At 68.4% G+C, this 14,255-nt stretch carries 16 protein-coding genes; 6 read left to right on the forward strand and 10 right to left on the reverse strand.

Annotation, left to right across the window (positions count from 1 at the left end; genetic code table 11):
- Positions 1-117: 117 nt before the first annotated feature.
- Positions 118-291 carry a YdcH family protein gene (locus ACQW02_RS04215; RefSeq protein WP_431284015.1) on the forward strand — a complete coding sequence of 58 codons (174 nt, stop codon included), beginning with the start codon at positions 118-120 and terminating at the stop codon, positions 289-291.
- A 58-nt stretch (positions 292-349) separates the two neighbouring features.
- Here ACQW02_RS04215 and ACQW02_RS04220 read toward each other — a convergent pair whose 3' ends face one another.
- Positions 350-910 (reverse strand): DUF1013 domain-containing protein, encoded by a 561-nt coding sequence (locus ACQW02_RS04220; RefSeq protein ID WP_431284016.1) that lies wholly within the window; start codon positions 908-910, stop codon positions 350-352.
- A gap of 320 nt (positions 911-1,230) precedes the next feature.
- Here ACQW02_RS04220 and ACQW02_RS04225 point away from each other — a divergent pair, with 320 nt between their 5' ends.
- Positions 1,231-1,422, forward strand: a complete 192-nt coding sequence (locus tag ACQW02_RS04225) for a DUF1192 family protein (RefSeq protein ID WP_431284017.1) — start codon at positions 1,231-1,233, stop codon at positions 1,420-1,422.
- 46 nt (positions 1,423-1,468) lie between these two features.
- Here ACQW02_RS04225 and ACQW02_RS04230 read toward each other — a convergent pair whose 3' ends face one another.
- From ACQW02_RS04230 to ACQW02_RS04260, 7 genes are all read right to left on the reverse strand, one after another.
- The gene (locus ACQW02_RS04230; RefSeq protein ID WP_431284018.1) at positions 1,469-1,933 is read right to left on the reverse strand and encodes an Hsp20 family protein; all 465 of its coding nucleotides are present in this window, start codon (positions 1,931-1,933) and stop codon (positions 1,469-1,471) included.
- Between the two features lie 221 nt (positions 1,934-2,154).
- Positions 2,155-2,385: a 50S ribosomal protein L31 gene (gene rpmE, locus ACQW02_RS04235; RefSeq protein WP_431284019.1), complete on the reverse strand. Its 231-nt coding sequence runs from the start codon at positions 2,383-2,385 to the stop codon at positions 2,155-2,157.
- Between the two features lie 95 nt (positions 2,386-2,480).
- Positions 2,481-3,137 carry an ABC transporter ATP-binding protein gene (locus ACQW02_RS04240; protein ID WP_431284020.1) on the reverse strand — a complete coding sequence of 219 codons (657 nt, stop codon included), beginning with the start codon at positions 3,135-3,137 and terminating at the stop codon, positions 2,481-2,483.
- A complete protein-coding gene (locus ACQW02_RS04245) occupies positions 3,134-3,892 on the reverse strand; it encodes an ABC transporter ATP-binding protein (protein WP_431284021.1) in 759 nt (252 codons plus the stop codon). Before ACQW02_RS04245 ends, ACQW02_RS04240 begins: the two co-directional genes overlap by 4 nt.
- Positions 3,889-4,839 (reverse strand): branched-chain amino acid ABC transporter permease, encoded by a 951-nt coding sequence (locus ACQW02_RS04250; RefSeq protein WP_431284022.1) that lies wholly within the window; start codon positions 4,837-4,839, stop codon positions 3,889-3,891. Before ACQW02_RS04250 ends, ACQW02_RS04245 begins: the two co-directional genes overlap by 4 nt.
- Complete coding sequence (locus tag ACQW02_RS04255; RefSeq protein ID WP_431284023.1) at positions 4,832-5,767, reverse strand: branched-chain amino acid ABC transporter permease; 936 nt, start codon at positions 5,765-5,767, stop codon at positions 4,832-4,834. The genes ACQW02_RS04250 and ACQW02_RS04255 overlap by 8 nt, the downstream gene beginning before the upstream one ends.
- Positions 5,767-7,095, reverse strand: a complete 1,329-nt coding sequence (locus ACQW02_RS04260; protein WP_431284024.1) for an ABC transporter substrate-binding protein — start codon at positions 7,093-7,095, stop codon at positions 5,767-5,769. Before ACQW02_RS04260 ends, ACQW02_RS04255 begins: the two co-directional genes overlap by 1 nt.
- A gap of 119 nt (positions 7,096-7,214) precedes the next feature.
- On the opposite strand from ACQW02_RS04260, the gene pdxY reads away from it, so the two are divergent.
- Entirely contained in the window at positions 7,215-8,102 is an 888-nt protein-coding gene (gene pdxY / locus ACQW02_RS04265) for a pyridoxal kinase PdxY (protein WP_431284025.1), read from the forward strand.
- Positions 8,103-8,106: 4 nt separating this feature from the next.
- Here pdxY and ACQW02_RS04270 read toward each other — a convergent pair whose 3' ends face one another.
- Together ACQW02_RS04270 and ACQW02_RS04275 are read right to left on the reverse strand one after the other, a co-directional pair.
- On the reverse strand, positions 8,107-8,958 hold the full coding sequence (locus ACQW02_RS04270; protein ID WP_431284026.1) for a peptidase: 852 nt from the start codon (positions 8,956-8,958) through the stop codon (positions 8,107-8,109).
- Positions 8,959-8,960: 2 nt separating this feature from the next.
- On the reverse strand, positions 8,961-9,980 hold the full coding sequence (locus tag ACQW02_RS04275) for a YeiH family protein (protein ID WP_431284027.1): 1,020 nt from the start codon (positions 9,978-9,980) through the stop codon (positions 8,961-8,963).
- Positions 9,981-10,132: 152 nt separating this feature from the next.
- Here ACQW02_RS04275 and ACQW02_RS04280 point away from each other — a divergent pair, with 152 nt between their 5' ends.
- The 3 genes from ACQW02_RS04280 to ACQW02_RS04290 are packed head-to-tail and all read left to right on the forward strand — an operon-like array spanning position 10,133 to position 14,037.
- Complete coding sequence (locus tag ACQW02_RS04280) at positions 10,133-11,122, forward strand: TAXI family TRAP transporter solute-binding subunit (RefSeq protein WP_431284028.1); 990 nt, start codon at positions 10,133-10,135, stop codon at positions 11,120-11,122.
- Between the two features lie 15 nt (positions 11,123-11,137).
- Positions 11,138-13,021, forward strand: coding sequence for a TRAP transporter permease (locus ACQW02_RS04285; RefSeq protein WP_431284029.1), 1,884 nt, complete (start codon positions 11,138-11,140; stop codon positions 13,019-13,021).
- Positions 13,018-14,037 carry an amino acid ABC transporter substrate-binding protein gene (locus tag ACQW02_RS04290; RefSeq protein WP_431284030.1) on the forward strand — a complete coding sequence of 340 codons (1,020 nt, stop codon included), beginning with the start codon at positions 13,018-13,020 and terminating at the stop codon, positions 14,035-14,037. The genes ACQW02_RS04285 and ACQW02_RS04290 overlap by 4 nt, the downstream gene beginning before the upstream one ends.
- The last annotated feature ends 218 nt before the right edge of the window (positions 14,038-14,255 follow it).

Here is a 14,255-nt window from a genome sequence, read left to right on the forward strand (position 1 = left end):
CTAAAGGAAAATGCTGCGAAGATTAACGCCTTGGACCTACCATGCCGATGCGCGGTGGCGCCAGTCGCCGCGCGCCGGACCTGTCCGGCGAATCACAGCCTCGGAGAGACGTCGCCCATGGCAATCATCGCAAGACTCCGCGCCCTTGAGGAACGCCACGCCGCACTTGATCGCCAGATCAAGTCGGAAGATGGCCGACCCCAACCGGACGGTGGTGTGCTGTCCCAGATGAAGCGCGACAAGCTGCGACTGAAGGAAGAAATGGAGAAACTGAAAGAACCGGCGCGCTAACCCGACGCCAATACGTCTCGATCAGGCGAACCCGCCTGGTCGAGACGCCACCTCAGCCTCAGGCCGCATCCTCATTCGCCGGCAGCGGCGCGTGCATGGCCTTTTCGCCCAGCGGCGCCAGCACGGCATAGAGGTCGGACTGGCTGCACAGGCCCAGGATCACCGGGTCGCGCGGCTTGATATTGGCGCTGTTCCAGTGGGTGCGGTCGCGCACCTTCTGGATGGTTTCCTTCGTGGTCCCCAACAGCTTGCCGATCGCGGCATCGGACAGCAACGGATGGTTGCGCAGCAGCCAGGCGATGCCGTCCGGCCGGTCGTTCCGCTTGGCGACCGGCGTGTAGCGCGCACCCTTGCCGCGGGCCTTGGGCGGCGGCGTGGCGGAGGCGAGGATCTGCAACCGCGCGTTGGAATCGGCCTCGCAACGGGCGATTTCGGCCTTGGTCAACTGCATGTTGGCAACCGGGTCGTAGCCGACGATGCCTTGCGCGACTTCGCCATCGGCGATCGCCTGCACCTCCAGCGGGTGCATCCCCACGAAATCGGCCACTTGCTCGAAAGTCAGGGCGGTCTTGTCGATGAGCCACACGGCGGTGGCCTTCGGCATCAGAGGCGTGGACATGAGCGGCACCTTAGGGTCTGGCAGCGGAAAAGCGGGACGTGCCGCGATGCGGCACGGGTCCGGGCGCAGCATGGCACGCCCCGGACCCGCCTTGCCGCCCGATCTTCGGGAAAAGCGACAGGCCAGCCGACGCGTGCCGGCAACCCGGCCAATCCGTCCGCGCCGGCCCCCCAAGGTTCAACGACCTTCGGGCCAAGGCGCGCGACAGGTTGGCGAAGACCACACCGCACCGCAGAATGTTCGAGGATATAAGCGGCGGCGGCCCGGGGGTCAAAGACTCCCGCGACCCGATCGGTGCAGGGCGGTTGACGGAGGAACGCATGGCAATGCTGGAAGATGACGCCCCCAGGCGGCGGGATGCCTTTGTTCCGCGCGTGCTGGATCCGATGGGGGAGGAGGAACTGGCGGCCTATATCGCCGAATTGCGGGAAGAAATCGCCCGCGCCGAAGCGGCCATCGCCAAGCGGCAGGCCCAGAAACACGCGGCCTCGGCGTTCTTCCGCACGCCGTGACGTGGAAAGGGGCCGGCGGTCACCCGCCGGCCCCCAACCATCGTCGTTACGCCGCGACGGACTGCTGTTCGATCGCCGCGGGCTGCGTGTGCGGTGCGGCCGCGATCTCGATCCGGCGGGGCTTCAAGGCCTCCGGAACCAGGCGCCGCAAGGTCACGTGCAGCAGCCCGTTGACCAGGTCGGCGCCGGCGACCTGCATGTGGTCGGCCAGCACGAAGCGCCGTTCGAAGGCGCGGCCGGCGATGCCACGATACAGATAGCGACGCTCGCCATTGTCCTGCGGGCCGTGGCCACTGATCAGCAGCGTGTTGTCCTGTGCCGTGATCTCAAGATCATCGGCCGAGAAGCCGGCAACGGCCATCGTCAGGACATAGGTGTCGTCACCCGTCTTTTCGATGTTGTAGGGCGGGTAGGCGCTCTGCTCCGGCGCCGCGCGGGCGGTATCGAGCAGGCGAGCCAGACGGTCGAAACCAATGGCGGAACGAAAAAGCGGCTGAAAATCGACGTTCATGGAAAAAACCTCCTGCATCAGCAAGGTTCTGTTTCAGGGCGGATCGTTTTCCGACGGACCCCCGAATGGGCGATCCAGAACTGGCAGCGCCAACGGGTTTCCCCCGCCGGACCGCGATCCGCGCCGACGGCCCCGTTCGGGCACCATCGACAGGCCAGACATAAAAAGCGCCACCCCCTGGTTCAAGGGGTGGCGCCGAAGCATCGAATTTTCGGACGGGATCAGGTGCCCTTGCGGATACCGATGCCGGCGAACTTCTTGTTGAACTTGGCCACCTGGCCGCCCGTGTCCATCATGCGCTGCACGCCGGTCCAGGCCGGGTGGGACTTCGGGTCGATGTCCAGCCGCAGCGTGTCGCCCGCCTTGCCCATGCAGGACCGCGTCTTGAACGTCGTCCCGTCGGTCATGATGATGTTGATTTCGTGGTATTCGGGGTGGATGTCGGGCTTCATGGCGGCATGGTTCCGGGTTGGCGCCGATTGGGACCGGCGCGTGCAAGGGGCGGTGTTTAGGCGAGGGAGACGGCCAAGGCAACCACGGGGGCACCCTACGCGTGGGTGATCTCGCCCCGCTCGATCACGAAACTGGCCTCGACCAAGGGGCGCAGCAGTTCGGGATTGCTCTCGGTGATCAGGATGGCGACATCGGGCAGCGCGTCGCGCAGGCGTTTCAGCGCCTCTGCATAACGCTGCGCCAGGGCGGGGGCCAGGCCCTGGAAGGGTTCGTCCAGCAGCACGGCCCGGGTGCCGACCATCAGCGCGCGGCCGAGCGCCACCATCTTGCCCTGGCCACCCGAAAGCCCCGCGGCCGGGCGGGGGGCGAGGTCGCGCAATTCGGGCAGCAGGGCGAAAATCGCCTCCAGCCGCCGGGCGATTTCCGGCTTGGGCAATCCCAGAACCTCGGCCGGCAGCAGCATGTTCTGGCGCACGGTGAAGGCACCGAACAGGCGCCGTTCCTCCGGCGCGTAGCCGATGCCGATGCGGGCGCGGTGATGCGCGGGCAGGGTGGCGGCATCCGCGCCGCCCAGCATCAGGCGCCCGGCCTCCAGCGGCACCAGCCCCATGATGGCACGCAGGGTGGTGGTCTTGCCCGCGCCATTGCGCCCGACCAGCGCCACCCGCCCACCGGGCGGCACATGCAGCGACACGCCGCGCAGGACCGGCACGCCGGCGATGGCGACCGAGGCACCCTCCAGCGCGATCATGCGGGGGCACCCGTCTCGATGCCGATGACCTCGCGCCGCACGACGGGGTCGTTCAGCACGGCCTGGGGCGTGCCGAGCGCAAGGATACGCCCCTGCGACCAGACGGCGACGCGGTCGGCGAAACGGGCCACCACCTCCATGTCGTGTTCGACGAAGACGGCGGTGACGCCGGCGGCGCGCAGCACGCGGACCAGGGTTTCGACGATCGCCATCTTTTCCGATGCGGCGACGCCGGAGGTCGGCTCGTCCATCAGCAACAACCGCGGCTTCAGCGCCACGGCCATGGCGATATCGGTCAGCTTGCGCGCGCCCTCGTTCAGCGCATCGGCGCGGGCATGGGCCACGGGCAAAAGGCCAAAACGATCCAACAACGCCTCGGCATCCCGGCGATAGTCGGGCCGCAGCAGGGGGCGGAAGGGCGACCAGAAGCCGGCATGGGCGGCGACGGCCAGGGCGGCGTTTTCCAGCACCGTGTGTTCCGTCGAAAGCTGCGGCAATTGGAACGACCGCGCGATTCCGCGATGCACGATGGCGCGCGGCGACAATCCCAGAATCGGCTGGCCGTCGAAGGCGATGCTGCCGCCCTGCGGCCGCAGGTAGCCGGTGGTCATGTTGATGAAGGTGGTCTTGCCCGCCCCGTTCGGCCCGATGATCGCCAAAAATTCCCCGGCCATCACATCCAGGTCGATGCCATCGGCCGCCTTCACGCCACCGAAGGCCAGGCGCAACCCCTTGGCGGAGAGCAGCACGCTCATGCCCCGCGCACCCGGCGCAAGGCGCTCTCCAGCAGGCCCCACAGCCCCCGCGCGGCAAACAGGATGACGCCCAGCAACACGCTGCCCAGGATCAACTGCCAGGAATCGGCGACGGTGGCCGCCGCGTAGACGCGGACCATCTCGAACGCGACCGCCCCCAGGAACGGCCCCAGCACCGCCCCGGCCCCGCCCAGAATGGCGATGAACACCAATTCCCCGGACGCGGTCCAATAGCCCAGCAGCGGCGTCACATGCCGCGTCGTCATCGCGATCAGCGCCCCGGCGCAGCCGGCCAGCAGGGCCGAGGCGACATAGGCACACAGCAGCGCGGCGCGGGCCGACACGCCCATGAATTCCAGCCGCGTCTCGCGCGTCTTGATCGCGCTCAGCGCCTGGCCCATCGGCGATGCTAGGTAGACCCGCGCCAAAAACCCGGCCCCCAGCGCCAGCGCCAGGGCGATGCCGAACAGCGCCCATTCATAGGAATCCCGGTCCAGCCGCATCCCGGCGACCGTTGGCGCCAGGACCCGTATCCCGTCGGTGCCCTTGGTGAGGTGGTAGAGTTTTTCGAGCAGCGAATAGAAGACCATGCTCAAGGCCAGGTTCATCATGCCGAAGAAGATCTCGCGGTAGCGGCAGACGAAGAGCCCGATGACCAACCCCAGCAGCGCCGATCCGGCGGCGGCCAGTGGCAGCAGCACCAGCGCCTCCGGCATCGAAGGTGCCGCGAAGGCCACGACATAGGCGGCGAAGGCGACGTAGAGCGCATGGCCGAAACTGACCTGCCCCGCGCGCAGCAGCAGCAGGATGCCAAGCACCGCCAGCCCCTTGGCCAGTGCCAGGGTCAGCACGAATTTCAGCCAGGGTGCCGCGAAGGCCACCGCCACGAGGGCGGCGGCCCCGGCCAGGGCCAGGGCGGCTTCGGTGCGTCCCCCTGGCTCAGACACGACGCGTCACCGCCACGCCGAAGAGCCCCTGCGGCCGCACCAGCAGCACCGCCACCATGATGATGTAGGGCACCACGACCTCGAACTCCGGCGCGAAGTAGACGGCGACCGAACGCCCGAGTCCGATCAGCAAGGCGGCGATGGCCGCACCCTCGATCTGCCCCAGCCCGGCCGTGGCGACGACGGCGAAACTCAGCACGATGGTGGAGGCGCCGACTCCCGGCACAAGCGCCGCCGTCGGCGACGACAAGGCCCCGCCGAGCGCCGCCAGCGCCGCACCAAAGGTGAAGGTCAGCAGATAGACCCGCGCGCTATCGATGCCGATGGCGGTCGCGGCCTCCCGATCCTCGGTCACCGCGACGATCACGCGGCCGGTCAGGGTGCGGCGCAGGAAGACGGTCAGCCCGATCAGCACCGCCACGGCCACGCCAGGCAGCAGGAAAAGCTGATAGGCGGTGAACGGGATGGCATCGCCGCCAAAGGGCACATCCACCGTGCCGAGCAGCCGCACCGCGGCGTCATTGTGCACCGGCTGCACGCCCCAGATCAGTTTCTGGACATCCTCCAGGATCATGAACAGGGCGAAGGTCACCAGCAGTTGCAGCACCGGATCCTGGCCATAGACCCGGCGCAGCAGCAGCTTTTCGATCAACGGCCCCAGCACCGCCCCCACCAGCGCCGCCGACAAGACGATGGCCGGCAGCGAGGCCCAGGCCGGCAACCCGCGCGATGCCGCGAAAATCCCCGCGCTGGCCGCCGCATAGGCCCCGATCGCATAGAGCGAGCCATGCGCGACGTTCAGCACGCGCAGCACGCCAAACACCAGGGTCAGCCCCACGGCCACGAGGAAGATCAGCGCCGCCGACGAAATCCCGTCCAGCAGCGCCAACCCCACCAGCAGCCCATTGTCGGCGAGCCAATCGCCCATCAGGCGTAGGGGATCGGGGCCGGCACCCGGTCCAGGATCTCGGGCTTCAGCCCGCGCAGCCATTCGATGCTGTTCTGCCCGGCCGGGGTGGTCACCAGTTCCGGCGGGAAGATCACCATGCTGTCCATGACCGCGAAGGGATAGGCGTCCACATGGCGGGTCGTGCCGATCAACTGCGGTTCCAGCCCCTGGCCGTCCTCGCGGATTTTCATGCGGCTGGTCGGCGTGTCGAATTCCAGGTTCGGGAAGGCCGCGGCCAGTTCCGCCTCATTCGGCCAGGCGCCGCCCTTGGTCGCGATGGCCTTGGCATAGGCGGCCTGCAAGGCGGAAAACGCCTGGGCCATGTGATGCGTCGGGTAGATCGGATAGGCGTTGTAGCGACGGCGAAACCCCTCGGTGAAGCGGCGCAGCGCCGCGGGGTCGCGCGGGCGCGGATGCAGGTGCCAATGATCGCCGCGGCTGCCGATGATATGCCCCGCCGGCAGGCTGCGCCCGACCCGCTCCAGCGAGGATTCCGCCAGGGGCGACACCAGGGTCGAGCGTTCGAACAGCCGCCGTTCATTGGCCTGGCGGATGAAGGTGTCCAACTCCCCGCCCCAGGTGGTCGAGAAGATCACATCCGGCCGCAACTGCAGCAGGCGGGTGATCTCGGTCGAGAAATCGGTGGCGCCGAACCGCGGGAAGAGTTCCGCCACCGTCCGCGTGTCGGGCTTCAGCGCCGTCATCGCGGTGCGCCAGATCTCCCAGGAATCGCGGCCCCAGGCGTAGTCCTGGTTCAGCACGGCCATGGTGCGGAAATTGGGCTTGGTCTTCAGCAGATACAGCAGCGGGGCCAGGACTTCCGGCGTCGCATTGGCCTGCGGGCGGAAGGCGTATTGGTAGCGCTTCTCCTCAAAGATGCGCTGGGTGCCGCAATCCCACAGCAGCGTGACCTTGCGCAACTCCTCGGCCAGCGGCGTGCAGGCGAGGCAGGAGCCGGAGGAGATCGAGGCGAAGATGACGTCGACCCGCTCATTCTGCACCAGCCGGCGGAATTCGCCGACCAGATGATCGATCCCCGGCGCTTCATCGACGAAGAACAGCCGCACCGGCACGCCGCCGATACCGCCGGCGGCGTTGAGTTCCTCGGCCAGCATTTCCGCCGCCTGGCGGCCCGGCACGCCGAAGACCGAGGCGGGGCCGGAGAGGAAGGTGGTGATGCCGATCTTCAATTCGGTCGGCTTGGTTGCCTGCGCCATGGCGGCGTTGCGCAGCGCCTCCGGCAGGAACACTCCGCCGAAGCCGGTGCCGAGCATCAGCCCGCGCCGGGAGACTTCGTTCTCGATCATGGCCGTTTCCCTGTGCCGTCCGCTGAAGCGGATCATTGTGGGGGCAGTATGGTGACCGGCCCGGGATCGGCGCAAGGCCCACGCCGGCCATGCGCCGGTGCCGGTTGATTCTTGGCCGAGTGACCCGCAGGGTCGGCCGCGAACGGCGGGTGCAGCGCGTGAATATCCTCTCGATCCAATCCTCGGTCGCCTATGGCCATGTCGGCAATTCATCGGCGGTGTTTCCGCTGCAACGGCTGGGCGCGGATGTCTGGGCCATCAATACCGTGCAGTTCAGCAACCACACCGGCTATGGCGCCTGGCGCGGGCAGGTGTTCGACGCGGCGCTGATCGGCGACTTGGTGCAGGGCATCGCCGATCGCGGCGTGCTGCCGCGCTGCGATGCCGTGCTGTCGGGCTACATGGGCGATGCGGCGATCGGGCAGGCGATCCTGGACGCGGCGCTGTGCGTGAAGGACGCCAACCCGCGCGCGCTGTGGTGCTGCGATCCGGTGATCGGCGATGTCGGGCGCGGCATCTTCGTCCGCCCCGGCATTCCGGAATTCTTCCGCGACCAGGCGCTGCCGAAGGCCGATATCGCGACCCCGAACCAGTTCGAGCTGGAATGGCTGACCGGGACGACCATCGCGACCCTGGCCGATGCCAAGGCCGCCGTCGCCACCCTGATGGCGGGCGGCCCGCGCGTGGTGTTGCTGACCAGCCTGGCGGTCGAGGACACGCCCGATGACGCGGTCGACCTGCTGGTCGGCGAAGGCGGCGCCTTCCACCGCCTGCGCACGCCGCGCCTGTCGGTGCAGGTGAACGGCGCGGGCGACGCCATCGCCGCCCTGTTCCTGTTCCACCTGCTGCGGGGGCAGGGCGGCGCCGGCGCGATGGCATCCGCCGTCAGCAGCATTTTTGGCGTGCTGCGCGCGACCGAGGCCGCGGGGTCGCGCGAAATCCTGACCGTTGCCGCGCAGGAGGAGTTCGTGCGCCCGTCACGGGTTTTCGCGCCCGAACCCGCCTGACGGTTCAGATGGGCGTAAGCCGCGTGACCCGGCCTGGGTTCATCTCAGACAAATAGATCGCCCCATCGGCCCCGATCGCCATGCCATGGGCGCCGTTCAGCACCGGCCGGCAGCGGGCGACGAGCGCGCCATCCGCCGTGAACATCGACAGGCGCGGCACCTGGTCGGTCACCAGCAGATGCCCATCGGCATCCACATTGACCGACATCGGCCGATAGACATCGTCGATGGACAGCAGGTGCCGCCCATCGGGGGCGAACACCTGCACGCGGTCGTTCTCACGGTCAGCGACCGCGACGCGGCCATCGGCGAAGACGGCGACCGAATGCGGCGTGCTGAACTGGCCGGGGCCACGACCCGCTTCGCCCCAGCCGCCGCGCGGGGACAGATCCGGGCCGAAGACATGCACGCGCGTGGCACCATAGCCGTCGGCGACATAGGCCGTGCCATCGGCGGCAAACCCGACATCGCAGGGCGCATTGAACGGCACGTCCGCGCGGTGCCGCGTGCCCAGCGTCGCCACCGGCACGCCATCGGGGGTGAAGACGATGATCTGGTGCGCATCGCGGTCGATCACCCAGACGCGGCCATCGGGGGCGACGGAGAGCATGTGCCCATCGGCGATGATATCGCCGCCCCAGCCACCCAGCAGCGTGCCATCGGCACCCAGTACCGCAACGGCCGGGTCGCAGGCGCCGATGCAGGGGTCGCTCCGCAGCAACACCAGCACCCGTCCATCGGCCAGGCAGGCGACATCCGATACCAGGCCATAGCCCGCCGGCAATACGCCCCAGGGGCGTTCGACACGGTAGCGCCTGGCACCCAGGCTGACCGTCAGCGGATGGATCACGCCCATGTTCAAATCCCGATCAGCCGCACACCGGCCCAGGCCAGGGCGGCGATGAACACCGTGCTCAAGACACCCAGCATCAGCGGCGCCGCGCCGCGCGCCCGCAAGGCCCGCAAGTCGGTGGACAGGCCCAGGCCCGCGACCGATGCCGCCAGCAGCCAGGGCACCACGGCACGCGAAGCTTCCCGCGCTTCCGGCGGCAGCAGCCCGGTCGAACCCAGCAGCACCAGCCCCAGGAAGCCGAAGGCGAACCAGGGGGTGGCGACCTTGGCATCGCCGGCGGTGCCGCCGCGCGCCACCCACCAGCCCAGCACCAGCACCGCCGGGGCCAGCAGGAAGACCCGCGCCAGCTTCATCACCGTGCCGGATTGCGCGGCCTCGGTACCGCCCGCGGCGGCGGCCCCCACGGCCTGCACAACCTCATGGATGCTGGCCCCCGCCCAGATCCCGTAGCCGAGCGGCGACAGCCCGAGCGGGGCCGCCAGCATCGGCCAGATCAGCAGCGCCGCCGTGCCGCACAGGGTGATGACCGCCAGCGCATAGGCGACATCCTCATCCCGGCCTTTGGCCACCTGGTTGGCGGCGACGATGGCCGATGCGCCGCAGATCGCCGTGCCCGTGCCGATCAGCAAGGACAGCGTGTGATCCACCCCCATCACCCGGCCCAGCCACATGGTAAACGGCAAGGTCGCCGCGACCACGACGAAGGCCAGCGCCAGGGCCGGCGCGCCGATCCCCAGAAGTTCCGTCAGCGTCACCTGCAAGCCAAGCAGCACGATGGCGAAGCGCAGCACCGGCCGCACGGCATAGGCGATGCCCGGCCTCCAGGCGGCCGGCGCCCCCATCGCGGCGCGCACGGCGATGCCGATCACCAAGGCGACCACCACCGGGTTCAGCGCCGCCAGCCCCGAAGCCCGGCGGATCACGATGGCAACGGCGGCGATGGCGAAAGCCACCAGCAGGCCCGGCGCGATGGCGCGCAGCCGGTCGAGCGGTGAGGTGAGGGTGGCTCCGGCTGGCATGGCCATGGGTGGGTTCGGGCTCCGTGGCCAAGGTTCCGGACAGGCTTGCCGCCGCAACTGCCGCTGGTCAACCGTGTGACATGTCTGCGGATACGGGATTGCGGACCTTGCCAAGCCGCGCCCATCATCCGCGCTTCATTCGACACGAGGCTCCGACCATGACGCAGACGACCCGCCGCACGCTGATCGCCGGCAGCGCCCTGGCGCTGCCCTTCATCCGCACCGCGCAGGCACAGCAGACGCTGGAATGGGTCGCGGGTTCGCTCGGTGGCGGCTGGTACACTATGGCCGCCGGCCTCGCGACCTTGATCCAGGAAGAGAACCCGCAGATCCGCATCCGCGTCGTGCCCGGCGGGGGCCTGGCCAATGCCACGCGCATCAACAATGGCCAGAGCCAGATCGGCTTCGGCATCGATGCCTTCGCCGCCAATGCCGCGAAGGGCGAGGAGCCCTACACCGCCGTCCACGACAAGCTGCGCAGCCTGGGCACCGGCTATTCGCCGACCGACCACTACCTGCTGCGCCGCGCCGATGGCGGGCCGGAGGATATGCGCGGCATCCTGACCCAGCGCGGGCTGAAGATCGGCACGCCGCAACGGTCGAGCACGGATGAGATGACGATGCAGCGCATCCTGCGCTTCCTCGGCACCAGCCCCGAGGCGATTCGTTCCGGTGGCGGGCGCTACCTGAACGGCTCCTATGCCGATATCTCGGCGGCCTTCATCGATGGCCAGGTGGACTATGTCTATGTGGCCCTCGCCCGCCCGGCCGCGATCCTGACCGAAATCGCCCAGGGCCGCCGCACCGGCCGGCTGGTCGGCTTCCCGGACGATATCCGCAACCATCTGATCTCGACCTATGCCTATACCCAGGCCGACCTGCCCGCCGGCACCTACCCGGCGCTGCAGCCCGACGCGATCAAGGTGACCGCGATGGACACGGTGATCCTGGTCAACGAAAGCGTCCCGGCCCCGATCGTCGAGGCGATCACCAAGACGCTGATCAACGCCAAGGGGCCACGCATGGCGGCCATCCACGCCAGCATGGCGGCCTTCGATCCGGCCACCGCCTGGCGCTATCCGGGCGTGCCGCTGGCGCCGGGGGCGGCCGCGGCGTTTCGGGCCGCCGGGGTGATGCCGGCCGCCTGATCCAAAGAGGCCGCGATGCGCGATCTTTCCGGGCCATTGCGGCTGTTCATTTTCGCCTGGGCGGCTTCGGCGGCGGCGGTGCATCTGTATTTCGGTGGGTTCGGCTTTCCCGAACCCATCGGGATGCGCGGCTTCCACCTGACCGTCTTCGTCCCCTTGTGTTTCCTGTTGTGGCCGGCGTTGAAGTCGTCGCGGATGGACCGGCCGACCTGGCTCGACTGGGTCTGGGCCTTCGTCGCCGCCGCCCCGCATGCCTGGGTGATGTGGAACTGGGACGTCGTCTCCGACCGCATGGAATACGTCGATCCGTTCGGGCCGATGTATATGGCGCTCGGCATCATCGCGATCGTGACCTTGCTGGAGGCGACGCGCCGCGCGGTTGAACCGGGCCTCGCCTGGATGATCATCATCTGCCTGGGCTACATGCTGGCCGGGCCATACCTGCCGGGCGTGCTGAACACCCGCACCTTCACCTGGGCCGAGATCGTCGAAAGCGCCTGGCTGGTGCCGACCGCGGGCGGTGTCTATGGCCCGCTGACCGGCATCGTCGCGACCACCATCGCGGTCTTCATCCTGTTCGGCGCCTTCATGCAGGCGTCAGGCACGGGGCGGCTGTTCACCAACCTTGGCGCCGCCGCCGCCGGTCGCTTTTCCGGCGGGCCGGCCAAGGTCGCGGTGGTCACCTCCGGCCTGTTCGGCACGATGAGCGGGTCCTCGGTGTCCAACGTCATCACCACCGGGGCCATGACCATCCCGCTGATGATCCGCATCGGCTACAAGCCCGCCGTCGCGGGCGGGATCGAGGCCGCCGCATCGGTCGGCGGCGCGCTGATGCCCCCGGTCATGGGGGCCGCGGCCTTCGTGATGGCCGAGATCACCAACATTCCCTACAGCCAGATCGTCGTCGCCGCCGCCATCGGCGCGGTGCTCTACTACTACGGCATCCTGGCCGCCGTGCATTTCGAGGCGAAGAAGGCCGGCATGCGGCCCATGACGGCCGAGGAAATCCCGCCCTGGCGCGAAGTCCTGGCCGATGCCCACCTGGTCATCCCGATCGGCGTGCTGGTCTGGCTGATGAGCGAGCGCTGGTCGGGCAATTTCGCCGCCTTCTGGGCCTGTGTCGCGATGGTCGTCGTGGCCGTGATACGGCGCCGCACGCGGATGGGGCCGCGCCAGATCGTCGATGCCTTCGTCAATGCCGGGCTGACCATGGCGCCGCTGGCCGTGACCATCGCGGGGGCTGGCATCGTCGTGTCCTGCCTGACCGCGACGGGGATGGTCGTGGCCTTCGGCGGCATCATCAAGGGCCTGGCCGGCGGATCGCTGCCGATCCTGCTGGTGCTTCTGGCCTTCACCGTGCTGGTGCTGGGGATGGGGATCCCGACCACGCCGTCCTACATCATCGCCGCCGCCATCGGCGTGCCGCAGTTGATCGACCTGGGCGTGCCGATGCTGGCGGCGCATTTGTTCATCTTCTATTTCGCCGTGCTGGCCGATGCCTCGCCACCCGTGGCCGCCGCGGCCTTTGCCGCCAGTGCGATCGCCAAATCCGGGCCGACCATCACCAGCGTGCATGCGACCAAGTTCGGCATTGCCGGATTCACCGTGGGCTTCGGCTTCATCTACGATCCGGGGATCATGTTCCAGGGCAGTGCCTGGACCATTTTTTCCGCGACCGCGAACCAGGCGGCGGCCCTGACGATGGTCACGGCCGCCTTCGCCGGCTTCCTGATTCGCCCGATGGGGCCGGTGCTGCGCATGGCATTGGGCGTCGGTGGCACGCTGGCAGTCTTCGCGCATAGTCTTGGCGACGAGACGCGGCTGCTGATTTCGGTCGGGGGGCTTTCCGCGGCGCTTCTCCTGCAATTCCTCGCCATTCGAAAAGGTCTGCCCGCATGATCCGCCTGACGCTTGGCCTGCTCCTCCTCGCCGTTCCCGCCGTGGCGCAACAGGGCGTGGCGCCGGGGCCGACCCTGGCCGGCGTGCGCTCCAAGGGGGTGTTGGATTGCGGCGCGCATCCGGGGGCGCCGGGGCTTGGCATGATGGACAGCCGCGGGGTGTATCGCGGCCTCGACGCCGATACCTGCCGCGCCATCGCCGCCTCCACCCTGGGCGATGGGGAGAAGGTGCGCTGGACGGTCCTGACCTCCACCACCCGCCTGCCGGCCTTGCAGGCGGGGCAGGTCGATGTGTTGTCGCGCAGCACCACCTGGACCCATGCGCGCGACACCGCCAATGGGCTGAACTTCACGGCGGTGAATTTCTATGACGGCCAGGGCTTCTTGGTCCGGCGCAGCGCCAATGTCGCGCGTGCGGCCGATCTTGCGGGGGCCACCATCTGCGTCACCGCCGGCAGCACCAGTGAATTGAACCTGGCCGACTGGTCGCGCACCACGGGCGTCGCGATCCGGCCGCTGGTGTTCGAGAACAATGCCGAAACCCAGGCGTCCTATGCCTCCGGCCGCTGCGATGTCTTCACCACCGACATCAGCCAGTTGACCGGCGTGCGCGCCAATCTCCAGCGCCCCGACGACCACATGATCCTGCCCGACGTCATCAGCAAGGAACCGCTGGCCCCGGCCGTGCGCCACGGCGACGACCAGTGGTTCGACATCGTGCGCTGGACCGTCTTCGCCCTGATTGAGGCCGAGGAGCTGGGCATCACCCAGGCCAATGCCGAAGCGATGCTGGCCAGCACCAACCCCAATGTCCGCCGCCTATTGGGCGTCGCCGGCGACCACGGCCCGATGATGGGGCTGGACCGGCGCTGGGCCTACAACGCCATCCGCGCCGTCGGCAATTATGGCGAGATCTATGACCGTAACGTCGGTCCGAACAGCCCGAGCCAATTGCCGCGCGGGCTGAACGCACTGTGGAACCGGGGCGGACTGATGTACGCGCCGCCGGTGCGGTAGTGGGGGTGAAGTAGCGTCTTGAAAGGGGCTTCGCCCCTCTCAAACTCTCCCCACCAAGGGGCCGTGGCCCCTTGGAACCCACGGGATTTGGAAAAATAAAGGGAGGGGCATCAAGGTCACGCTATTGATCAGGCATGCCCCATGCCCCTCCCTTTATTTTTCCAATACATCGCGCCGGTCCAGGGGCGGCGGCCCCTGGTGGGGGAGGTTTGGAGGGG

This window comes from Humitalea sp. 24SJ18S-53, assembly GCF_050632385.1.
GTDB lineage: Bacteria > Pseudomonadota > Alphaproteobacteria > Acetobacterales > Acetobacteraceae > Humitalea.